Genomic DNA, 20,046 nt, shown 5'->3' with positions numbered 1-20,046 from the left:
ATGTCTGCTGCCAAATCTACTTCATTCGATATCAAGCGCAGCCTGATCGATGCGATTCTCGCCGGGCTGATTTCCCTGATCGTCTTTGGTCCCATCGTCGGTGTGGTGCTTGACGGTTACAGCTTCAACCTTGAGCCCACTCGTGTTGCCTGGCTGGTGGCCGGGGTGATGGCCGGGCGTTTTCTGCTCAGCCTGTTTCTGCAGACGCCCAAGGGCCAGTCGATCCTGCAGGGTTTCGAGGGCAGTGGCTCCGGCGTGCATGTGCTGGCGCCGGACTACAAGTCACGGCTGCGCTGGATCATCCCGGCACTGATCGTGATCGCCATCGTCTTCCCGTTCTTTGCCAACAAGTACCTGCTGACGGTGGTCATCCTCGGCCTGATCTACGTGCTGTTGGGCCTGGGCCTGAATATTGTGGTCGGCCTGGCCGGTTTGCTTGACCTGGGGTACGTGGCCTTCTACGCCATTGGTGCCTATGGCCTGGCGTTGGGTTACCAATACCTGGGCCTGGGCTTCTGGACCGTGCTGCCGCTGGCCGCCATTGCGGCGGCTTTAGCCGGGTGCATATTAGGCTTCCCGGTGCTGAGGATGCATGGCGACTACCTGGCCATTGTCACCCTGGGCTTTGGTGAAATCATTCGGCTGATACTGAACAACTGGCTGTCGTTCACCGGTGGCCCCAACGGCATGCCGGTGCCGTCGCCAACCTTCATGGGCCTGGAGTTCGGTCGACGGGCCAAGGACGGCGGCGTGCCGTTCCATGAGTTCTTCGGCATCGATTACAACCCCAACCTGAAGTTCCTGTTCATCTACATCGTCTTGTTCCTAGTAGTGCTGGCGGTTTTGTACATCAAGCACCGGCTGACCCGCATGCCGGTTGGGCGTGCCTGGGAAGCCCTGCGCGAAGACGAGATTGCCTGCCGCTCCATGGGTCTTAACCATGTACTGGTAAAACTCTCGGCCTTCACCCTAGGGGCCTCCACCGCAGGCCTTGCCGGGGTGTTCTTTGCCAGCTACCAGGGCTTCGTCAACCCGTCCTCGTTCACCTTCTTCGAGTCGGCGCTGATCCTTGCCATCGTCGTGCTCGGCGGCATGGGCTCGACCGTCGGTGTGGTGATTGCCGCGTTCGTGCTGACCGTGGCGCCGGAGTTGTTGCGCAGTTTCTCCGAATACCGGGTGCTGCTGTTCGGCGTGCTGATGGTGTTGATGATGATCTGGAGGCCGCGCGGCCTGATTCGCATCAGCCGTACCGGTGTGGTTCCGCGTAAAGGAGTAGCGCCATGAGCGATGAGGTGATTCTCTCGGTCGACAACCTGATGATGCAGTTTGGCGGGATCAAGGCGCTCAGCGATGTCAGCCTGAAGGTCAAGCGCAACTCCATTTTCGCCCTGATCGGCCCCAACGGTGCTGGCAAGACCACGGTGTTCAACTGCCTGACCGGTTTCTACAAGGCCAGTGGCGGCAAGATCGAGCTGAACATGCGCGGCACCCGCACCAACGTTATCCAGCTGCTGGGCGAGCGTTTCCAGTTCGGTGACTTCGTCTCGCCCAAGCGCTTTATCAACCGCCTGCATTACAAGATGTTTGGCGGTACCCACCTGGTCAACCGCGCAGGCCTGGCGCGGACCTTCCAGAACATTCGCCTGTTCCGGGAAATGTCGGTGGTCGAGAACCTGCTGGTGGCCCAGCACATGTGGGTCAACCGCAATTTGCTGGCCGGCGTACTCAACACCAAGGGCTACCGCAAGGCTGAAAGCGATGCCCTGGACCACGCCTTCTACTGGCTGGAAGTGGTTGACCTGGTCGACTGCGCCAACCGCCTGGCCGGTGAACTGTCGTACGGCCAGCAACGTCGCCTGGAGATTGCCCGGGCCATGTGCACGCGGCCGCAGATCATCTGCCTGGACGAACCGGCGGCGGGCCTCAATCCGCAGGAGACCGAGGCCTTGAGCAAGATGATCCGCGTATTGCGTGACGAGCACGACCTGACTGTGGTGCTGATCGAGCACGACATGGGCATGGTCATGAGCATATCCGACCATATCGTGGTGCTTGACCACGGTAACGTGATCGCCGAAGGCGCGCCACAAGACATCCGTCACAATCCGACGGTAATTGCCGCCTACCTGGGCGCCGATGAAGAGGAACTGGTATGAGTGCACCGATCCTCGAACTCAAAGAGATCGACGTGTTTTACGGGCCGATCCAGGCCCTGAAAAAAGTCTCGCTGCACATTGATGAGGGTGAAACAGTGAGCCTGATCGGCTCCAACGGCGCCGGCAAGTCGACCCTGCTGATGTCGATCTTCGGCCAGCCGCGGGCCGCCGCCGGGCAGATCATCTACCGCGGCACTGACATTACCCACAAGTCCTCGCACTACATTGCTTCCAACGGTATTGCCCAGTCGCCGGAAGGCCGGCGGGTGTTCCCCGACATGTCGGTGGAAGAGAACCTGATGATGGGGACCATCCCGATTGGCGACAAGTTTGCCAGTGAGGACATGCAGCGCATGTTCGAGCTGTTCCCACGGCTCAAGGAGCGGCGTAACCAGCGTGCCATGACCATGTCTGGCGGCGAGCAGCAAATGCTCGCCATTGCCCGGGCACTGATGAGCCGGCCCAAGTTGCTGCTGCTCGATGAGCCGTCGCTGGGCCTGGCGCCGATCGTGGTCAAGCAGATCTTCGCCACCTTGCGTGAGCTGGCTCAGACCGGCATGACCATCTTCCTGGTGGAGCAGAACGCCAACCATGCGCTGAAGCTCTCGGACCGCGCCTATGTGATGGTCAACGGCCATATCCGCCTGACCGGTACTGGCCAGGAGCTGTTGGTCAATGAGGAGGTGCGCAACGCTTATCTGGGCGGGCACTGATCTTTTGCTGGAAAAAATGCCCCGTGTGACGGGGCATTTTTTTGTCCAGCGTTTTGTGGAAAACCTTGCGGCAACTTTCTCTGCGGCGCGACAGAAAGTCGCTGTAACTGGCTGTTTTCTCGACCCTTGAGTTGTCCACCATTGGTGTGGAAGCGACTGTGGGTAACTTGGGTGCATCTTGCTACAGGCCTTTGTTTACAAGGCTTTACGGTGTGTGGTTGTTTTTTGATCAGAAGTTTTCCAAGGTTTTCCAGCAGGCTTTGTCAAGTGCTTTGTCGCTAGCGCAAAAGGCACTAAAAGGACCTGAAAAGCCTGTGGATAACTCTGTGGGCAAGCCTTGGACGGATCGGTGTAGGCGGCGGAATTACAGGCCTGGAGCCATCACGGAAAACACCTCTGTATTTCCTGGTCCGCAGGTTGAGGTCAAGCGCAGCGCTCAAGGTCAAGCAAAATACTTGCTCAAGCCCCGAATTACACGGCTTGCAGGGCTTTCGAGTTGCCCCCGGATTTTGTGGAAGGGCTTGTGGATAAGATGAGTAAAGCTTGCTGCAGGCCTTACATACTGGGGTCTCCACAGGTTTGATCGTTTTTTGTACAGCAACTTGAATGGCTTGCTGCCGAACGCGACGGCGGGCATGCTGCAAACCCTGTGATCAGCCTCATCAAGGAGACCCGCATGACCTCTACCGTATTCATTACTGGTGCAACGTCCGGTTTCGGCGAAGCCTGCGCCCGTCGTTTTGCTGAAGCCGGCTGGTCGCTGGTACTTACTGGTCGCCGTCAGGAGCGCCTGGAAGCGTTGTGTGCCGAGCTGTCCAAGCAGACCCAGGTGCACGGCCTAGTGCTCGATGTGCGTGACCGCAAGGCCATGGAAGCGGCCATTGACACCCTGCCGCCGGCGTTCGCCAAGCTGCGCGGGCTGATCAACAACGCAGGACTGGCCCTGGGCGCGGACCCGGCGCCCAAGTGCGACCTGGATGATTGGGACACCATGGTCGACACCAACATCAAGGGCCTGATGTACAGCACCCGCTTGTTGCTGCCACGGCTGATCGCCCATGGCCGTGGCGCGACCATTCTCAATGTTGGCTCGGTGGCGGGTAATTATCCGTATCCGGGCAGCCATGTGTACGGCGGCACCAAGGCATTCGTCGGGCAGTTTTCACTGAGTCTGCGTTGCGACCTGCAGGGGACTGGCGTGCGGGTCAGCAACATCGAGCCGGGCCTGTGCGAGAGCGAGTTCTCGCTGGTGCGTTTCGGTGGTGACCAGGCGCGGTACGATGCGACCTACGCCGGCGCTGAGCCGATCCAGCCGCAGGACATCGCTGAGACCATCTTCTGGATCATGAACCAGCCGGCGCACATCAACATCAACAGCCTTGAGCTAATGCCGGTGAGCCAGGCGTGGGCGGGCTTTTCGATTGATCGATCCGGTAAGGCTTGAGGGCCCATCGCGGGGCAAGCCCGCTCCCACAATGCCCCGCGATAGCGTCAGTGCTGACGCTGCAACCCTTCCAGACAAGTCGCCAAATGGTAAGGCGTGGTCGACGGCATATCTTCGCGGCTGACCTTGCCACTGGCATCCCGACACTCATACCAGCCATCGGCATGCAGGAAATTCTGCTGCAGCGCCTGGAGCTGGGCCAGTACCTTGGCGTCACTGTCCGGGCGCAAGGTCAGGGCGCGCAGGTACTCGGCCTGGGCCCAGATGCGTTGGGTGGCATCACGCACCTGGCCATCGGCGCTGAGCATGGCCAGCACTGCGGTGTCCTTCACCCCGCAGTGCTCGGCATAGGTGAACGCGCGGCTGAGCGACCGATGCAACTCGCCACCGCATAGCAGTGGTGAAGACTCCAGTAAGTAGAACCATTCGAACTGGTGCCCCGGTTCGAACCAGTTATCCACAGCGCCTCGCGGTTTCTCCAGCATCACCCCGTGTTCAGGGTCGATGAAGTGCGCTTGCATGGCCGCTGCCAGGTCTTCCAACGCCTGCGCTACGGCTTCATCGTCACGCACCGACAATGTGGCGAGGAAGGCTTCGGCCAGGTGCATCAGCGGGTTCTGCAGGGGGCCACTGGCAAGGTCCGACCAGTCTTCGCCAAGGCTCGCCTCGTACAGGCCATCATCACGGGCGAATTGCTCGGCAATCACTGCCAGCGCGGCGTCGAGAGTCGATTCGACCAGTTGCTCGCGAACCTTGCCCCAATAATGCGCGCAGGCGAAGACGATAAAGGCGTGGGTGTAGAGGTCCTTACGCCGGTCCAGTGGCTTGCCCTGGGCATCGATGCTGTAGAACCAGCCGCCGTGCTCGGCATCATGGAAGTGCCGCTGCAACGAGCGAAACAGCGCTGCAGCGCGCTCGCGGGCACCAGGTTGTTCGATACGGCTGCTGAACAGGTACAACTGGCGCGCGCAGGCCATGGCCCGATAGCGTTGCACCGGCAGTGGCCGTTGCTGCGGATCAAGGGCTTCGAAGGGCAGCGCCATCTCTGCATTCCAGCCCGGGCCTTGCCACAGCGGCACGATGCGCAGGTCAAAGTGCGCCTGGACCTTGGCGAGCAGTTCAGACGGGGCAGTACAAAGGTCGGGCATGGAAAAATCGTCGCGGTCGGTGCGTTTGCGCGCAATGGTAGCAGGAAACGGCGGGGAGTTTGGGGGTGGCGGTGCGGCCAGCACAGCACACGGCCTACAGGGTACTGAGCCCCTGCCAATGCTTGGCGCCGATAAAGATGAAGCGCAGCTGCTGGGTGATCTTCTCCTGGGCGCTGATCATTTCGGCAGTATTGGCGCTCGGTTCGTCGATCAACTCCGGCAGGGTGGCGAACACGGTTTTCACCACCAGGTCGGCCATCACCGCCAGGGCAGCGGCGTCCAGGTGTTGCCAGCGCGGCATGCGTGCAAGGTCGGTGGCCAGGTCCGAGCTGATGCCCTGGCGCAAGTCGCCGATGGCCTGGCGCACCGGCTGCGAGCCGCCGTACTGCTCGCGGGCGAGGAACAGGAACTGGGCGCGGTTGGCCGCGACCACGTCGAGAAAGATCCGTACCGAGGCATCGGTGATGCCACCGAGCTCGAATTCGTTCTGGCGCACCAGGCGGATGGTCTGGCGGAAGGTTTCGCCGACCTCATTGACCAGGACCAGGCCCAGTTCGTCCATGTCGACGAAGTGCCGGTAAAAGCCGGTGGGGACGATGCCTGCGGTTTTCGCCACTTCGCGCAGGCTGATGCTGCCGAAGCCTCGACCGCTTTCCATCAGGTGGCGGGCGGCATCCAGCAGGGCTTGGCGGGTCTGTTGCTTTTGTTCGGCGCGCGGCAGCATGGCAAGTATCGGCAGGCAATGAAACAGCCCTGCACTCTAATAGCCTGGCGCCAGAAAAACAAAGCCCGGTCAATGGACCGGGCTGGGAGGGGAGCTGCTACAGCGCTGGTGTCTGTTGTTGTCTGGCATAGGCTTCAGCTCGCGCGCTGGTTTTCGATCAGACGATCAGATCCACCTTCTGCGACCTGCAAGCGTGCATTCAGACGGTCTGAACCACCTTCGGCTACTTTGTAATACTGTTTCAGGCGATCGGAACCACCCTCGGCCACTTTGACTCGGTCATTCAGGCGATCAGCACCGCCTTCGGCAACACGATTGTTGCGCTCCAGCAAGCGATCCGAGCCACCTTCGGCCAGTGGATTGAGCGGTTGCGAGATCACCGTCGAGCTTGAGCGTGATTCGGCGGTCAGGGCCTGTTCGGCAGCGGGTACGGCAAAGGCGTTGGCAGCCAGGATGGACAGGGACAGGCTAAGCAGTAATTGGCGTTTCATGGTTCGGTGCTCCTCGGTGGGGCTGGAAAGTGGGTACGGAGCCAATGCTACGCCGGGAAACGCCAGATAAAAGTTCATAAAGATAATGGTAACAATCAACGGAATTGATGTTTTGCAGCGACCGCTCTGGGTAGCGGCTTACGGCTTGATGGGGCATGGCGGGCAGGCTGTTACCGACGCTGCCGAAGGTGGTAACGATCGACAAAAGTTGAGAGAAAGGTCAGAAAAAACCTCGTTATCATGGCTGACCGATTAAACCCCTCGGGATTTCATCAGTCCGAAGAGATAGGTGCCATCAGCGCGCCCGTTTTTGCCCTGCAGCCATCCGGAGAACCGTGCAATGACGCGTCCTGCCAAAATCATCACCTGGACCCTGGCCAGCCTGCTGCTGGTCCTGGGCGTACTGGTGATCGTCATCGCCACCTTCGACTGGAACCGGATCAAGCCGACCCTCAATGCCAAGGTCTCCGAAGCGCTGCATCGGCCCTTTGCGATCAATGGCAACCTGGCCGTGCGCTGGCAGCGTGAGCCGGAGCAGGGTGGTTGGCGTGCCTGGCTGCCGTGGCCGCATTTCATTGCCGAGGACCTTACCCTGGGCAACCCGGACTGGCTCAAGGAACCGCAGATGGTCGGCCTCAAGCGTGTCGAGTTCCGCCTGGCGCCGCTGCCGCTATTGGTGCAGCAGATCGTCATTCCGCGCATCGGCCTCAACCAGCCGACCGCCAGCCTCAAGCGCCTGGCCGATGGCCGTGCCAACTGGAACTTCGATTTCGGGCCCAAGGATGACCAGGCCGAAGCGTCGCAATGGGTGCTGGATATCGGCGCTATCGGCTTCGATAAGGGCCAGGTCAGACTCGACGACCAGAGCCTGAAGACTCAACTGGACGTGCTGATCGACCCACTGGGTAAGCCGATCCCGTTCGGCGATATCGTCGGCAAGGGGGCCGCGCAAAAGACTGGTGCCGCCCAGGATTATGCCTTCGGACTCAAGGTCAAGGGCCTCTACAAAGGTCAGGCGCTTGCCGGTACTGGCAAGATTGGCGGCCTGCTGGCGCTGCAGGACGCTGCGCAGCCGTTCCCACTGCAAGCCGACATGGCCATCGGAGCCACCCGTATCGCCGTCGCTGGCACGCTCACCGATCCGCGTAATCTCGGAGCGTTGGACCTGCGCTTGCGACTCTCCGGTACTAGCCTGGGCAACCTGTACCCACTGACCGGCGTAACTCTGCCCGACTCACCACCCTACGCAACCGATGGTCATCTCACGGCCAAGTTGCATGAGCCCGGCGGCGCGCTGTTTCGCTATGAAGGCTTCAACGGCAAGATCGGTGACAGTGATATCCATGGCGACCTGGCCTTCGCCGCCAGCCAGCCGCGGCCGAAACTGACCGGCAAGCTGGTCTCCAATCAGTTGTTGTTCAAGGACCTGGCGCCGCTGATCGGTGCCGATTCCAATGCCCAGCAGAAAGCCCGAGGCGGTGCCAGCAAGCAACCGGCGGGCAAGGTGTTGCCGGTCGAGGCGTTCCGGACCGAACGCTGGCGGAGCATGGACGCCGACGTGACCTTCAGCGGCAAGCGCATCGTGCACAGTGCCGAACTGCCGTTTACCGATCTCTCCAGCCACTTCGTTCTCGACGATGGCGTGCTGCGCCTGGAACCGCTGCGCTTTGGCATTGCCGGTGGCAAGCTCGACGCCCAGGTGCGCCTGGATGGCCGTAGTGTGCCGTTGCAGGGGCGAGCGCAATTGAGCGCGCGCAACTTCAAGCTCAAGCAGTTGTTCCCGACCTTCGAGCCGATGAAGACCAGCTTCGGCGAGCTTAATGGCGACGCCGACCTGAGCGGGCGTGGCAACTCGGTGGCGGCCTTGCTGGCCACGGCCAATGGCGACCTGAAGATGCTGATCAACGATGGCGCGATCAGCCGTGGATTGATGGAAATCGCCGGGCTCAACGTTGGCAACTATGTGGTCGGCAAGCTGTTTGGCGACAAGGATGTGAAGATCAACTGCGCGGCGGCCGATTTCGGCATCAAGAATGGCCTGGCGACCACCCGGGTGTTTGTCTTCGATACCGAGAACGCGATCATCCACATCGACGGCACGGCCAACTTCGCCAGCGAGCAGTTGGACCTGAAGATCAACCCCGAATCCAAGGGCGTGCGCCTGATCTCGTTGCGTTCACCGTTGTATGTGCGCGGGCCTTTTGCCAAGCCCAGCGCCGGCGTGCAGGCATTGCCGCTGGCGTTGCGCGGCGTGGGCATGGTCGCGCTGGGGGTTGCAGTGGGGCCGGCGGCCGGATTGCTGGCACTGATCGCGCCCAGCGGCGATGTGCCGAATCAGTGCACACCGTTGCTGGAACAGATGAAGACAGGCAAGGCGCCGCGGGCGGTGAAGGCGGGTTGAGAAAAAGCTATCGCGGGGCAAGCCCGCTCCTACTCGGAGGTGTAGGAGCGGGCTTGCCCCGCGATCAGGTTCAAAGCCCCTGGAGCAGGTCCGCCATGTCGTCGGCGTGCTCTTCTTCCTGGGCCAGAATGTCTTCAAAGATGCGCCGGGTGGTCGGGTCGCTCTCACCGATGTAGTGGATGATCTCGCGGTAACTGTCTATGGCGATCCGCTCGGCGACCAGGTCTTCAAGGACCATTTCCTTGAGATTTTTGCCCGCGACGTACTGGGCATGGGAATTCTTGCTCAGGTTGTCCGGATTCAGGTCCGGCTCGCCGCCCAGCTGGACGATACGTTCGGCCAGTTTGTCGGCGTGCTCCAGCTCTTGGGTGGCATGTTCGAGGAACTCGTCAGCCGCAACACTGGCCTTGATCCCGCTGGCCATGTAGTAGTGGCGCTTGTAGCGCAGGGCGCAGACCCATTCGGTGGCCAGCGACTCATTGAGCAGACGCAGGATCGTTTTCCGGTCGGCGCTGTAACCTTCAGTCACGGCGCCCTTCTCGACATGCTGGCGGGCGCGTTCACGCAAGGTTTTGACATCAGTCAGTTCAACGTTGCTCATCATCATCTCCAGGCTGAAATCGGCGAGATCTTCACGCACTGTTGGCGCGCTGGTTGCTTAAGCTGTGAGTGGCCTGCGGGCGAAAAAGTTTTATACGTGGGACTTGGCCTTCTCGACGGCGTTGTCATCGACCTGGCGTTGTGCGCAGGTCTTGAAGCCCTTGGCGTCGACATGGCCGGTGGCATCGAAGCGCACGTAGTAGGCCTGTTGCTGGCCGTCACGGTTGAGGATGTAATTGTTGCAGGTACCGCCGTGAGGCAGGTCGATCACAGTCGAGGGGCTGCCGCCGATGGCGATCACCCGTTGCATGGTCATGCCGTTCTCGACCTGCTTGACCAGCGGTTCCTCACGGTACGTGACGTAGTCCACCGGGTTTTCCGGACGGCTGCCGCAGGCCGCGAGGGTGACGGTGGCCAGCATAATGGCCAGGATCTTTGGGTACATGGTTGAGCTCCTTGCTGAGGGTCTATTGACTTGGAACCCCAGCGAGCGGTGGGAGTTCGATTGCGATTGCCATCGAGGTGCCTGTAGTGTTGGGCGACTGTCCACGGAACGGGGAATGCAGCCATGGCCCAAGGGCTCGCCACACGTTATCCACTGGTGCTGGTGCCGGGCATGCTCGGTTTTGTCCGCCTGCTGCTGTATCCCTACTGGTACGGCATCGTTTCGGCGTTGCGCCGGGGTGGGGCCAAGGTAATCGCCGTGCAGGTTTCGCCGCTCAACTCATGCGAGGTACGCGGCGAGCAGTTGCTGCTGATCATCGCCGATATCCGCCAGCGTACCGGGGCCGACAAGGTCAACCTGCTCGGCCACAGCCAAGGCGCCCTGACCGCGCGTTACGCTGCGGCCAAACGGCCGGAGTGGGTTGCCTCGGTGACCTCGATCGCCGGCCCCAATCACGGCTCGGAACTGGCCGACTACCTGCTCGAACACTACCCTGCCGATTCCGCACGTGGCCGCCTGCTCAAGGCGCTGCTGCATGGGCTGGGGGTTTTGATGGGCTGGCTGGAAACCGGCTGGCGCGGGCCGACATTGCCAATCGACGTGCACGCCTCGCACCATTCACTGACCAGTGCCGGGGTAGCGCTGTTCAACCAGGCTTATCCACAGGGGCTGCCGACCACCTGGGGCGGCGAGGGCCCTGCCGAGGTCAACGGTGTACGCTACTACTCCTGGTCCGGCACCCTGCAACCGGGCCTGACCGACCGCGGCCTCAACCGCCTGGATGGCAGCAACCGCTTCTGCCGCCTGTTCGCCCGCACCTTCGTGCGGGAAAAGGGCCAGTGCGACGGCATGGTCGGGCGCTTCAGCTCGCATCTGGGGCAGGTGATCGGCGATGACTACCCGCTCGATCACCTGGACATCGTCAATCAGTCGTTGGGCGCTGTGGGCAAGGGCGCGGAACCGCTGCGGCTGTTCACCGAGCATGCCGCCAGGCTCAAGGCTGCAGGGCTGTAGCGCTGCGCCGCAGGGGTGTTTTCCAGCGTTCGGCGAGGATCACCCCGACCAGGGTCAGCAGCCCGCCCACCAGGTGATACAGGGCCAGTTGCTCGCCCAGTACCAGGGCCGCAATGACCGCCGTGACTGCTGGCAGCAGGTTGAAGAACAATGTCGTGCGGCTCGGGCCCAGGCGGCTGACCCCCTGCATCCAGGCCAGCGGTGCGATCATCGAGGCCAGGACGCAGGCGTAGATCACCAGGCCGATGTTGCCCGTGCCCAGGCCGGTCTTCGGCGAGAACAGGAACAGCGGAAACAGCACGATGATTGCCACCAGTACCTGCAGGTACAGCAGTTGCAGGGGCGGGATGCGCAACTGCCACTTTTTCAGCAGAGTGCTGTACACCGCATAGGCCAGGGTGGCGATCAGCATCAGCGCATCGCCGCCGTTGAGACCGTGTTGCACCAGCACCGCCAGGTCGCCAGCCGACACCACCACCAGCACACCGATGAACGACACCACTGCGCCAATCAGCGCGCCGATGGTCAACCGCTGGCCCAGGCTGATGATCGCCAAGGCCAGGGACATCAGTGGCATCAGCGAGAGGATGATGCCCATGTTGGTGGCGCTGGTGATGGCGGCTGCGAAGTAGGCCAGGCTCTGATACACCGCCATGCCGAGCACGCCAAGGATAAAGATCTTGCCCAGGTTCGGGCCGATGGCCGCCCAGTTGCGCAACACCGGCCGCAACAGGAAGGGGGTGAACAGCAGGCCGGCCAGCAGCCAGCGATAGAAGCCGATTTCGGCCGGGAAGATCGCCCCGGCAGACATCTTGGTGACCACGGTATTGCCGGCCCAGATGAAGATTGCCAGCAACGGAAACACATAGTTCATGGAACGGGAGCTCTTGAAGGTACAGGCGGTTATTATCCGCTTGTCTGTCCTGTTGCTTATACTTGTATCCAGACAGCCTGCGCATAGATCCAGACAGCATGGCGATCAAATACCTGAACATCCCGCAATTCGAAGCGTTACCGGCCCCGGTGTACTTCCGCTACGACGAGTTCGGCGCCGATACTCACAGCGCCGCGCACCGGCACGCTTGGGGCCAGCTCAACTATGCGGCCCACGGCATCATGCACCTGGAAGTCGACGGCCAGCGCTTCATCTCGCCGCCACACTATGCGGTGTGGATGCCGCCAGATACCGAGCACAGTTGTTACAACCCGCAGGCCATTGTCTATCGCTCGGTATACCTGGATCGAAGCGTGTGCGAAGGCCTGCCTGATGAGCCTTGCACCCTGGTGATCAGCGATATTCTCAAGGCCATCCTTGGCGACTTCGCTGCCCGTGACGTCAGGGTTGCCGAAGATGAAGCCGACCAGCGTCTAGCGCAGGTACTGGTCGACCAGTTACGCCGCGCACCGACCCAGACTTGCTACCTACCGTACGCGCGCAGCGCCGGGCTGAGCGAGGTGCTGCAGTCCCTGCATGCCGAGCCCGGCGACAACCGCCCGCTCGGCCACTGGGCCCAGCGTGTTCATGTCAGCGAACGCACCCTGGCCCGGCAGTTTGTCCGCGAGCTGGGCATGAGCTTTGGCGAGTGGCGCCTACGCTTACGCTTTTTGCGCGCCATCGAGGCGCTGGAGCAGAACCTGCCGATCCAGCAGATTGCCTTCGACTTGGGCTACAGCAGCGCTTCGGCGTTCATCGCCATGTTCCAGCGCCAGGCCCACTGCACGCCTGAGCAGTACCGACGGCAGGCGCGCGCTGGTGGTTTGTAAGAATATTTGTCTACACTCACGGCAAGGCTGCGCACCCGGCGCGGCGACCAGGAGAAAGCGCCATGAAGCGGGTGCGTGTGCCATTGCTGTTGCTCGGTTTGCTGATGTGTTCCCAAGGCTTTGCCGCCACCGCACAACAGGAGAAAATGAAAACCTGTAACGCCGATGCCACCACCCAGGCGCTCAAGGGTGATGAGCGCAAGGCGTTCATGAGCACCTGCCTCAAAGCCAAGCCTGCGACCCAGCAGGACAAGATGAAAACCTGCAACGCCGACGCCACCACCAAGGCGCTCAAGGGCGATGAGCGCAAGGCCTACATGAGCGACTGCCTGAAGAAAAAATAGCCGGCATCAATCATTGGCGTAAGTCACCGACTCGAGCCGGTCCAGGCCCCTGCCGAGAAACAGCGAGAAGGGCCGGCCGGCGCGGCTGGCCAGTTCCCGGCAGTCGTCCTGGACCATCCCTATGCGCTGGTCCGTGCCTGAGTTGAGGTTAAGGCTCTGTTTGCCCAGTGAACCGATCTCGAAGGCCATTTCGAAGGGGCCGTAAGGGTTGCGCTGCAACGTCCTCTCGGCTTGCCAGGCCTTGATCTGGCCGTTGCGGATTCTCTCCTTGAGCGTCGGGTCCTTGAAATCAAAGCGGGCCGGCACCGTGGCGTAACGCATCTGGTCGTACTCAAGGACCACCTGCGCACGTTCCGATGGGCCATCCTCGAGCTGCACGATCGACCTGAGCTTGAACGGCCCGCCCGAGACTTTGGCCAGCACGTGGCAGGTGATGATGCTCGACACTTCGCTCTTGTTTGATGCCGCAAGCATGCGATCCTGGAGCGAGGCGGTGGAAAGCGCCTCGATACGATCGCCAAGCTCAAGCTTGAGGGTGACCGGCCCCTTGATCTTTTCCAGCGGCTCCTTCCAGACCTGGAATTGGGGTTCCAGTGCCTGCGGCTCGAGGGTGACATCGACGTCCCAGGAGGTGGCGGCGCGCGCCCGGGGAATTTCGTCGAGAAAGTCGCGCAAGGCTTTGCGCTTGGTGACATCGAGTGAGCGTGAGACGCTGATGACAATGGTCTGCGGGTGGTCGTGATCCAGCTCGACTTCAATGTCCTTGGGGTCGATATGGAGTGCCAAAATGGCGTTGTACAGGTCGTCGCCGTATTGCGGGGCGAGATCACCGTAGAAGGCTCTTACCGACTGCGCAAAGTGCAGGGTGGCGAAATCCTCCGAACAGCCGCCAAGCAGCATCAGGGGGAGCAGGACAAGCAGTTTGCGCATGGTCTGGAACTCTTTGCCTTGAAGGTGGGAAGGCACAGAGGGACTTCTGTTTCGCTTACCTGCGAATGCACCTCAAGGGCGCCGCCATTCCATCGGGGGCGGCAATCATAGAAACATCGCGAGTGCATTGCCAGCCGCAGTGCTGCTGCGTGCCACTATGCCTGCCGGGCGAAGGCTGGCAGACTGCCGGTTTTCCATGCCGTCGCCTTTCGAGGTTGTATGACCTTTACTCAGCGCCAGATCACCCTGGCCAGTTGGATCATCGTCTTCACCGGCTTGTTGCTGGTGTTGCCGCTCAAGTTGTTGCCGAGCCTGCTGGCCGGGCTGCTGGTGTTCGAACTGGTCAACATGCTCACCCCCAAGCTGCAGCACCTGATTGCCGGGCAACGGGCACGCTGGCTGGCGGTAGCGCTGCTCGGTACGCTGGTGGTCAGCACCCTGACGTTGCTGTTTGCCGGTGCCATCAGCTTCCTGTTGCATGAAGCGGAAAACCCCGGCGCGTCGCTGGACAAGTTCATGCTGCTGGTCGACCAGGCTCGTGGGCAGTTGCCGCCGTTCATCGACGCCTACCTGCCGGCCAGCGCCTCGGAGTTCAAGGTGGCCATTGGCGAATGGCTCAAGACCCACCTGGGTGAATTGCAACTGGTCGGCAAGGGCGCGGCGCACATGTTCGTCACCCTGCTGATCGGCATGATCCTCGGCGCCATTGTCGCCCTGCAGCGCATCCCTGATATCTCCAAGCGCAAGCCCCTGGCAGCGGCGCTGTTCAACCGCCTGGCGCTGCTGGTGCAGGCGTTTCGCAACATCGTGTTTGCGCAGATCAAGATTTCCCTGCTTAACACCTTCTTCACCGGGATCTTTCTCGCCGTGGTGCTGCCGCTGTTCGGTGTGCACCTGCCGCTGACCAAGACCCTGATCGTGCTGACCTTCCTGCTCGGCCTGCTGCCGGTGATCGGCAACCTGATGTCCAACACCCTGATCACCATCGTCGGGTTGTCGTTGTCGATCTGGGTGGCGATGGCGGCGTTGGGTTACCTGATCGTTATCCACAAGGTCGAGTACTTCCTCAACGCGCGGATCGTTGGTGGGCAGATCAGTGCCAAGTCGTGGGAGTTGTTGCTGGCAATGCTGGTGTGTGAGGCGGCGTTCGGTTTGCCGGGGGTAGTGGCGGGGCCGGTTTATTACGCCTATCTGAAGAGTGAGTTGCGCCAGCAAGAGCTGGTGTGAACTGAAAATCATCGCCGGCAAGGCCGGCTCCCACAGGGATAGTGTGTAGCAACTCCATTGTGGGAGCCGACCTTGCCGGCGAAAGGGCCGCAACGCGGCCCCAGCCATCTCAGCCGTAACGCTTGCGCGCTTCGATCGCCAAACCGCTGCCAATGCTGCCAAAGATGTTGCCTTCGACATGCCGCGCGTTCGGCAGCATCGCCGCCACGCTCTGGCGCAACGCCGGGATGCCGCTGGAGCCACCGGTGAAGAACACCGTATCCACCTGTGCCACACCCACACCAGCCTTGCCCAGCAACTCGCTGACACTGCCGCGTACGCGTTCGAGCAGGTTGTCGATCGATTCTTCGAACAGCGCCCGGGTCAGCTCGACGCTGAGGCCCGATTCGACCCGCTTGAGGTCGACCAGGCGGCGGTCGTTTTGGGTCAGTTCGATCTTGGTTTCTTCCACTTCCATCGCCAGCCAGTGCCCGGCGCGCTGTTCGATCAGCTTGAACAGGCGGTCGATGCCGTCGGTGTCCTCGATGTCGTAGCGCATGCTGCCCAGGGCCAACTGGGATTTTTGCGAGTACACCGAGTTGATGGTGTGCCAGGTGGCCAGGTTCATGTGGTGACTGGTGGGCATGAAGGCACCGCTTTTCATCCGGCTGCCGTAGCCGAACAGCGGCATCACGCCTTGCAGGCTCAGTTGCTTGTCGAAGTCGGTACCGCCAATGTGCACGCCGCCGGTGGCGAGGATGTCCTGCTGGCGGTCGTCGAGCATGTGCCGCTCAGGGGCCAGGCGCACCAGGGAGAAGTCCGAGGTACCGCCGCCGATGTCGACGATCAGCACCAGCTCTTCGCCCTGGATGTTCGACTCGTAGTCAAAGGCTGCGGCAATCGGTTCGTACTGGAAGGACACGTGCTTGAAGCCGATCTTCTTCGCCACTTCAGCCAGGGTGTCTTCAGCCTCCTGGTCGGCGGCCTGGTCGTCATCGACGAAGTGCACCGGGCGGCCCAGCACCACCTCGTCGAAGGCACGGCCGGCATTGGCCTCGGCGCGCTTTTTCAGCTCGCCGATAAACATGCCCAACAGGTCCTTGAACGGCAGCGCGGTACCCAGCACGCTGGTGTCGTGCTTGATCAGCTTGGAGCCCAGCAGGCTCTTGAGTGAGCGCATCAGGCGGCCTTCATAGCCTTCAAGGTACTCGTGCAGGGCCAGGCGGCCGTACACCGGGCGGCGCTCCTCGATATTGAAGAACACCACCGACGGCAGGGTGATCTTGCCGTCTTCCAGGGCGATCAGCGACTCCACGCCCGGGCGGTGCCAGCCGACGGTGGAGTTGGAGGTGCCGAAGTCGATGCCGCAGGCACGGGCCGGAGATGCTTGACTCATGGGTTGTACTTCCGGGGGAAAAACGGCCGCGCAGTTTATGCCAGCTGGCAGCAGAATCAAGACCGATTATCTGCTTTGCGGCAAACCCATGGGCACCTTGAAAGGCTATGCTTGACCCCAATCTATACCAGCATTCGATTAACCCATGGTGATTCCATAGATGGACTTCAAAGACTACTACAAGATTCTTGGCGTGGAGCCCACTGCGGATGACAAGGCGATCAAGACCGCCTACCGCAAGCTTGCGCGCAAGTATCACCCCGACGTCAGCAAAGAGCGTGACGCCGAGGAGAAATTCAAGGAGGCCAACGAGGCCTATGAAGCCCTGAGTAGCCCGGAAAAACGTGCCGAGTACGATGAACTGCGCAAGTACGGCCAGCATGGCCGGCCGTTCCAGGGCCCACCCGGCTGGCAAAGCCGCGGCTCGTCAGGTGCCGAGAGCTTCGGTGACGGTGGCGATTTTTCCGATTTCTTCAGCTCGATCTTCGGTTCGCGCGGTGGCAACGGCAATCCTTTTGGCCGTGGCCAGCAACGCAGTGCCGGACGGCGGGGGCAGGACGTGGAAATGGAACTGGCGATTTTCCTTGAGGAGACCCTGTCCAGCGAATCCAAGCAGATCAGCTTTCAGGTGCCGCAGCACAACGCCAGCGGCCAGCGCACCGGCTTCACTACCAAGACCCTGAACGTAAAGATCCCGGCCGGTGTCAGCGACGGCGAGAAGATCCGCCTCAAGGGCCAGGGTGCACCGGGCATCGGTGGCGGCGCCAATGGTGACCTGTTCCTGACCATCCGCATGGCACCGCATCCGCTGTTCGATGTCGAAGGTCATGACCTGATCATCACCGTGCCGCTGGCACCCTGGGAAGCTGCGCTGGGCACCAAGGTGGAGATGCCGACCTTGACCGGCAAGGTCAACCTGACCATTCGTCCGGACAGCCAGAACGGTCAGCGCCTGCGGATCAAGGGCATGGGCCTGAGCAACAAGCAGGGCCAGCGTGGCGACCTGTACGCGCAATTGAAAGTGGTGATGCCGAGCCAGTCCGATGCTGCCGCTCGTGAGCTGTGGAGCAAGCTGTCGGAGAAGGCCGCGTTCAACCCGAGGACACAATGGAGTAGCTGATCATGAGCGGTACCCTGATCGTTGAACTGGACATGCAGACCCTCTGCCAGGAAGCCGGTCTACCGGCGGCCTACGTGATCGAAATCGTCGAACACGGCATTGTCGAACCTTCCGGGCGAACGCCGGAAGACTGGCTGTTTGACGATCAGGCGCAGGTGTTGGCCAAACGCGCGGCCAAGCTGCACCACGACCTGCAACTGGAGTGGGAAGGGGTGGCACTGGCTCTGGAGCTGCTGGACGAGGTCCAGCAGCTGCGCAGCGAAAACAGCATGCTCAGGCAGCGCCTGGGGCGGTTAGTGCAGGCCTGATCGCGGGGTGCCTCTGTGGGAGCGGGCTTGCCCCGCGATGAGGCCCTAAAGCAATTTGTAATACAACGCCGTCGCCCGATAAGCCCCATCCGGCCCACAAGCGTAATCCGGAATCTCCCCGGCCTTGCTGTACCCTTGCGAGCGATAAAAAACCTCGGCATCCGACCCGGCCTCGGTATCCAGGTACAGCATGCCCCGCTGTTTCTGCCGCGCCGCCAGCTCCAGTGCCTGCATCAGTTGCTGGCCCAGGCCCAGGCCCCGGCGCCGCGCTGCGCTGTGTACCAGCAATTTCTGCACTTCGGCGCGGTTCAAGCCATTGGGCTTCAGGCACAAGCCCAGTTGCACGCTGCCCAGCACTTCCTTGTCCTTGCCCACTACCCACAGCAGCAACTCGCCGCTGACCAGGCACTGGCGCACTTCTTCAAAGTAGCGCTCAGCCTGCTGCATATCGATATCTGCCAGAAAACCTACCGAGGCACCGTGCTGCACGGCATCGAGCAGCAATGCCACCAGGCCGTCACGGTAATAGGCAAAGCTTTCATGGGTCACACGATTGAGCTGCGCAGCATTCATGGGCGTCATTCCATTGTCGGGGGCGGGGCGTCGGGGTTGAGGATCAATTGCATGAAGGTCAGGTCCAGCCAGCGGCCAAATTTCACGCCGACCTGGGGCATCTGCCCGTTGAGCGTGAAACCCAGGCGCTGGTGCAGGCGAATCGAGGCGGCGTTGCCGCTTTCGATGGCAGCAACCATCACGTGCTTGTTGCAGGTGCGGGCCCGCTCGATCAGCGCTTGCATCAGCGTGGGGCCCAGGCCGTTGCCGCGCTGGTCGCTGCGGATATACACCGAGTGCTCGACGGTATGGCGAAAGCCGTCGAACGCTCGCCAGTCGCCAAACGAAGCATAGCCCAGTACCTGGTCGGCAGCGTCCACCGCCACCAGGATCGGATAACCCTGGGCCTGGCGGGCATCGAACCAGGCCTGGCGATTGCCCAGGTCGACCACTTGCTCGTTCCAGATCGCCGTGGTGTTGAGCACGGCGTCGTTGTAGATGTCGCGAATGCCCGGCAGGTCGGCAGGCACAGCATCGCGCAGCAGGTAAGTCATGGCAGGTTCTCGAACAGGGCACGGTGATAGGTTCAGGTTAAATGGTTACCAGGCCGCGTACACCTTCGGCTTGCATGTTTTCGCCACGTCCGGCCTGGATGATTTCGCCGCGCGACATCACCAGGTACTGGTCGGCAAGCTCGGCGGCAAAGTCGTAGAACTGCTCCACCAGCAGGATGGCCATGTCGCCACGGGCGGCGAGTGTGCTGATGACAGCGCCGATTTCCTTGATCACCGATGGTTGAATGCCCTCGGTGGGCTCGTCGAGGATCAGCAGTCGCGGCTGGCTGGCCAGGGCGCGACCGATTGCCAACTGCTGCTGTTGACCGCCAGAGAGATCACCGCCACGGCGTTGTTTCATCTGCAGCAGCACCGGAAACAGCTCGTAGATGAACGCCGGCACGCTTTTGGCCTGGCTGGCGCCGAAGCGCGACAGCCCCATCAGCAGGTTTTCCTCGACGCTCAGGCGCGGGAAGATCTCGCGGCCCTGGGGCACGTAGGCGATGCCGGCATGTACCCGCTGGTGCGGCTTGAGCGCGGTGATTGCCTGGCCTTCCCAGTGCACGCTGCCTTCGCGGGTGGGCAGCAGACCCATCAGACAGCGCAGCAGGGTGGTCTTGCCGACGCCGTTGCGGCCGAGCAGGCAGGTGACTTCACCGACCTTGGCCTCGAAAGACAGGCCGCGCAGGATGTGGCTGCCGCCGTAGTATTGGTGCAGGGAGTCGATTTTCAGCAT

At 61.5% G+C, this 20,046-nt stretch carries 22 protein-coding genes; 11 read left to right on the top strand and 11 right to left on the bottom strand.

All coding sequences use genetic code 11. The features are described from left to right. The 4 genes from livM to M5G17_RS04715 all read left to right on the top strand — a co-directional run bounded on the left by livM (position 1) and on the right by M5G17_RS04715 (position 4,313). A complete protein-coding gene (gene livM / locus M5G17_RS04730; RefSeq protein ID WP_130262888.1) occupies positions 1 to 1,284 on the top strand; it encodes a high-affinity branched-chain amino acid ABC transporter permease LivM in 1,284 nt (427 codons plus the stop codon). Further along, on the top strand, positions 1,281 to 2,156 hold the full coding sequence (locus M5G17_RS04725) for an ABC transporter ATP-binding protein (protein WP_273891874.1): 876 nt from the start codon (positions 1,281 to 1,283) through the stop codon (positions 2,154 to 2,156). The genes livM and M5G17_RS04725 overlap by 4 nt, the downstream gene beginning before the upstream one ends. Then, positions 2,153 to 2,869 carry an ABC transporter ATP-binding protein gene (locus M5G17_RS04720; protein ID WP_273891872.1) on the top strand — a complete coding sequence of 239 codons (717 nt, stop codon included), beginning with the start codon at positions 2,153 to 2,155 and terminating at the stop codon, positions 2,867 to 2,869. The genes M5G17_RS04725 and M5G17_RS04720 overlap by 4 nt, the downstream gene beginning before the upstream one ends. Positions 2,870 to 3,545: 676 nt before the next feature. Beyond that, the gene (locus tag M5G17_RS04715; RefSeq protein WP_273891871.1) at positions 3,546 to 4,313 is read left to right on the top strand and encodes an SDR family oxidoreductase; all 768 of its coding nucleotides are present in this window, start codon (positions 3,546 to 3,548) and stop codon (positions 4,311 to 4,313) included. Between the two features lie 47 nt (positions 4,314 to 4,360). Here M5G17_RS04715 and M5G17_RS04710 read toward each other — a convergent pair whose 3' ends face one another. The 3 genes from M5G17_RS04710 to M5G17_RS04700 form a co-directional block, all read right to left on the bottom strand. Then, on the bottom strand, positions 4,361 to 5,461 hold the full coding sequence (locus M5G17_RS04710) for an AGE family epimerase/isomerase (protein WP_273891870.1): 1,101 nt from the start codon (positions 5,459 to 5,461) through the stop codon (positions 4,361 to 4,363). A gap of 94 nt (positions 5,462 to 5,555) precedes the next feature. Next, positions 5,556 to 6,185 carry an HTH-type transcriptional repressor FabR gene (fabR, locus tag M5G17_RS04705; RefSeq protein WP_273891869.1) on the bottom strand — a complete coding sequence of 210 codons (630 nt, stop codon included), beginning with the start codon at positions 6,183 to 6,185 and terminating at the stop codon, positions 5,556 to 5,558. A 134-nt stretch (positions 6,186 to 6,319) separates the two neighbouring features. Beyond that, the gene (locus tag M5G17_RS04700) at positions 6,320 to 6,676 is read right to left on the bottom strand and encodes a hypothetical protein (protein WP_273891868.1); all 357 of its coding nucleotides are present in this window, start codon (positions 6,674 to 6,676) and stop codon (positions 6,320 to 6,322) included. Between the two features lie 340 nt (positions 6,677 to 7,016). Between M5G17_RS04700 and M5G17_RS04695 the strand changes: the two genes are divergently transcribed. Next, complete coding sequence (locus M5G17_RS04695; protein WP_273891866.1) at positions 7,017 to 9,077, top strand: AsmA family protein; 2,061 nt, start codon at positions 7,017 to 7,019, stop codon at positions 9,075 to 9,077. Positions 9,078 to 9,147: 70 nt separating this feature from the next. On the opposite strand, the gene M5G17_RS04690 is transcribed toward M5G17_RS04695, so the two are convergent. Then, positions 9,148 to 9,678 (bottom strand): ferritin-like domain-containing protein, encoded by a 531-nt coding sequence (locus M5G17_RS04690; RefSeq protein WP_273891891.1) that lies wholly within the window; start codon positions 9,676 to 9,678, stop codon positions 9,148 to 9,150. Between the two features lie 90 nt (positions 9,679 to 9,768). Continuing rightward, positions 9,769 to 10,122: an osmotically-inducible lipoprotein OsmE gene (gene osmE, locus M5G17_RS04685; protein WP_273891864.1), complete on the bottom strand. Its 354-nt coding sequence runs from the start codon at positions 10,120 to 10,122 to the stop codon at positions 9,769 to 9,771. A 123-nt stretch (positions 10,123 to 10,245) separates the two neighbouring features. Here osmE and M5G17_RS04680 point away from each other — a divergent pair, with 123 nt between their 5' ends. Then, positions 10,246 to 11,136, top strand: coding sequence for an esterase/lipase family protein (locus M5G17_RS04680; RefSeq protein WP_273891862.1), 891 nt, complete (start codon positions 10,246 to 10,248; stop codon positions 11,134 to 11,136). Here M5G17_RS04680 and M5G17_RS04675 read toward each other — a convergent pair. Then, positions 11,117 to 12,010: a DMT family transporter gene (locus M5G17_RS04675; protein WP_273891860.1), complete on the bottom strand. Its 894-nt coding sequence runs from the start codon at positions 12,008 to 12,010 to the stop codon at positions 11,117 to 11,119. The genes M5G17_RS04680 and M5G17_RS04675 overlap by 20 nt on opposite strands. A gap of 98 nt (positions 12,011 to 12,108) precedes the next feature. On the opposite strand from M5G17_RS04675, the gene M5G17_RS04670 reads away from it, so the two are divergent. Further along, a complete protein-coding gene (locus tag M5G17_RS04670; protein WP_273891858.1) occupies positions 12,109 to 12,900 on the top strand; it encodes an AraC family transcriptional regulator in 792 nt (263 codons plus the stop codon). Between the two features lie 62 nt (positions 12,901 to 12,962). After that, positions 12,963 to 13,244, top strand: a complete 282-nt coding sequence (locus M5G17_RS04665; RefSeq protein WP_130262900.1) for a PsiF family protein — start codon at positions 12,963 to 12,965, stop codon at positions 13,242 to 13,244. Between the two features lie 6 nt (positions 13,245 to 13,250). Here the strand turns inward: M5G17_RS04665 and M5G17_RS04660 are convergent, their stop codons facing one another. Then, positions 13,251 to 14,174, bottom strand: coding sequence for a hypothetical protein (locus M5G17_RS04660; protein WP_273891855.1), 924 nt, complete (start codon positions 14,172 to 14,174; stop codon positions 13,251 to 13,253). Positions 14,175 to 14,393: 219 nt separating this feature from the next. Between M5G17_RS04660 and M5G17_RS04655 the strand changes: the two genes are divergently transcribed. Continuing rightward, positions 14,394 to 15,401, top strand: a complete 1,008-nt coding sequence (locus M5G17_RS04655; protein ID WP_273891853.1) for an AI-2E family transporter — start codon at positions 14,394 to 14,396, stop codon at positions 15,399 to 15,401. Positions 15,402 to 15,510: 109 nt separating this feature from the next. Here the strand turns inward: M5G17_RS04655 and M5G17_RS04650 are convergent, their stop codons facing one another. Further along, entirely contained in the window at positions 15,511 to 16,776 is a 1,266-nt protein-coding gene (locus M5G17_RS04650; RefSeq protein WP_273891852.1) for an Hsp70 family protein, read from the bottom strand. A gap of 160 nt (positions 16,777 to 16,936) precedes the next feature. Here M5G17_RS04650 and cbpA point away from each other — a divergent pair, with 160 nt between their 5' ends. Together cbpA and M5G17_RS04640 are read left to right on the top strand one after the other, a co-directional pair. Next, complete coding sequence (gene cbpA / locus M5G17_RS04645) at positions 16,937 to 17,896, top strand: curved DNA-binding protein (RefSeq protein WP_273891851.1); 960 nt, start codon at positions 16,937 to 16,939, stop codon at positions 17,894 to 17,896. Positions 17,897 to 17,898: 2 nt separating this feature from the next. Beyond that, positions 17,899 to 18,204 (top strand): chaperone modulator CbpM, encoded by a 306-nt coding sequence (locus M5G17_RS04640; RefSeq protein WP_273891848.1) that lies wholly within the window; start codon positions 17,899 to 17,901, stop codon positions 18,202 to 18,204. A 45-nt stretch (positions 18,205 to 18,249) separates the two neighbouring features. On the opposite strand, the gene M5G17_RS04635 is transcribed toward M5G17_RS04640, so the two are convergent. From M5G17_RS04635 to urtE, 3 genes are read right to left on the bottom strand one after another with little or no spacing between them, the layout of a single operon-like run. Next, complete coding sequence (locus tag M5G17_RS04635) at positions 18,250 to 18,777, bottom strand: GNAT family N-acetyltransferase (RefSeq protein ID WP_273891847.1); 528 nt, start codon at positions 18,775 to 18,777, stop codon at positions 18,250 to 18,252. 5 nt (positions 18,778 to 18,782) lie between these two features. After that, the gene (locus tag M5G17_RS04630) at positions 18,783 to 19,310 is read right to left on the bottom strand and encodes a GNAT family N-acetyltransferase (protein ID WP_273891846.1); all 528 of its coding nucleotides are present in this window, start codon (positions 19,308 to 19,310) and stop codon (positions 18,783 to 18,785) included. A gap of 37 nt (positions 19,311 to 19,347) precedes the next feature. After that, positions 19,348 to 20,046 (bottom strand): urea ABC transporter ATP-binding subunit UrtE, encoded by a 699-nt coding sequence (gene urtE, locus M5G17_RS04625; RefSeq protein ID WP_273891845.1) that lies wholly within the window; start codon positions 20,044 to 20,046, stop codon positions 19,348 to 19,350.

Source organism: Pseudomonas rubra, from assembly GCF_028656935.1.
Taxonomy (GTDB): domain Bacteria; phylum Pseudomonadota; class Gammaproteobacteria; order Pseudomonadales; family Pseudomonadaceae; genus Aquipseudomonas; species Aquipseudomonas rubra.
Note: the sequence above shows the minus strand (reverse complement) of the source record. Positions and strands in the feature narration are given on the sequence as shown.

Bases quoted from the DNA above. Each gene is read 5' to 3' on its own strand.
- M5G17_RS04700 (WP_273891868.1), bottom strand. From the start codon at position 6,676: ATGAAACGCCAATTACTGCTTAGCCTGTCCCTGTCCATCCTGGCTGCC.
- osmE (WP_273891864.1), bottom strand. From the start codon at position 10,122: ATGTACCCAAAGATCCTGGCCATTATGCTGGCCACCGTCACCCTCGCG.
- fabR (WP_273891869.1), bottom strand. From the start codon at position 6,185: ATGCTGCCGCGCGCCGAACAAAAGCAACAGACCCGCCAAGCCCTGCTG.
- M5G17_RS04690 (WP_273891891.1), bottom strand. From the start codon at position 9,678: ATGAGCAACGTTGAACTGACTGATGTCAAAACCTTGCGTGAACGCGCC.
- M5G17_RS04630 (WP_273891846.1), bottom strand. From the start codon at position 19,310: ATGACTTACCTGCTGCGCGATGCTGTGCCTGCCGACCTGCCGGGCATT.
- M5G17_RS04650 (WP_273891852.1), bottom strand. From the start codon at position 16,776: ATGAGTCAAGCATCTCCGGCCCGTGCCTGCGGCATCGACTTCGGCACC.
- cbpA (WP_273891851.1), top strand. From the start codon at position 16,937: ATGGACTTCAAAGACTACTACAAGATTCTTGGCGTGGAGCCCACTGCG.
- M5G17_RS04675 (WP_273891860.1), bottom strand. From the start codon at position 12,010: ATGAACTATGTGTTTCCGTTGCTGGCAATCTTCATCTGGGCCGGCAAT.
- M5G17_RS04655 (WP_273891853.1), top strand. From the start codon at position 14,394: ATGACCTTTACTCAGCGCCAGATCACCCTGGCCAGTTGGATCATCGTC.
- M5G17_RS04715 (WP_273891871.1), top strand. From the start codon at position 3,546: ATGACCTCTACCGTATTCATTACTGGTGCAACGTCCGGTTTCGGCGAA.
- M5G17_RS04665 (WP_130262900.1), top strand. From the start codon at position 12,963: ATGAAGCGGGTGCGTGTGCCATTGCTGTTGCTCGGTTTGCTGATGTGT.
- M5G17_RS04710 (WP_273891870.1), bottom strand. From the start codon at position 5,461: ATGCCCGACCTTTGTACTGCCCCGTCTGAACTGCTCGCCAAGGTCCAG.
- urtE (WP_273891845.1), bottom strand. From the start codon at position 20,046: ATGCTGAAAATCGACTCCCTGCACCAATACTACGGCGGCAGCCACATC.
- M5G17_RS04720 (WP_273891872.1), top strand. From the start codon at position 2,153: ATGAGTGCACCGATCCTCGAACTCAAAGAGATCGACGTGTTTTACGGG.
- livM (WP_130262888.1), top strand. From the start codon at position 1: ATGTCTGCTGCCAAATCTACTTCATTCGATATCAAGCGCAGCCTGATC.
- M5G17_RS04640 (WP_273891848.1), top strand. From the start codon at position 17,899: ATGAGCGGTACCCTGATCGTTGAACTGGACATGCAGACCCTCTGCCAG.
- M5G17_RS04635 (WP_273891847.1), bottom strand. From the start codon at position 18,777: ATGAATGCTGCGCAGCTCAATCGTGTGACCCATGAAAGCTTTGCCTAT.
- M5G17_RS04660 (WP_273891855.1), bottom strand. From the start codon at position 14,174: ATGCGCAAACTGCTTGTCCTGCTCCCCCTGATGCTGCTTGGCGGCTGT.
- M5G17_RS04695 (WP_273891866.1), top strand. From the start codon at position 7,017: ATGACGCGTCCTGCCAAAATCATCACCTGGACCCTGGCCAGCCTGCTG.
- M5G17_RS04725 (WP_273891874.1), top strand. From the start codon at position 1,281: ATGAGCGATGAGGTGATTCTCTCGGTCGACAACCTGATGATGCAGTTT.
- M5G17_RS04680 (WP_273891862.1), top strand. From the start codon at position 10,246: ATGGCCCAAGGGCTCGCCACACGTTATCCACTGGTGCTGGTGCCGGGC.
- M5G17_RS04670 (WP_273891858.1), top strand. From the start codon at position 12,109: ATGGCGATCAAATACCTGAACATCCCGCAATTCGAAGCGTTACCGGCC.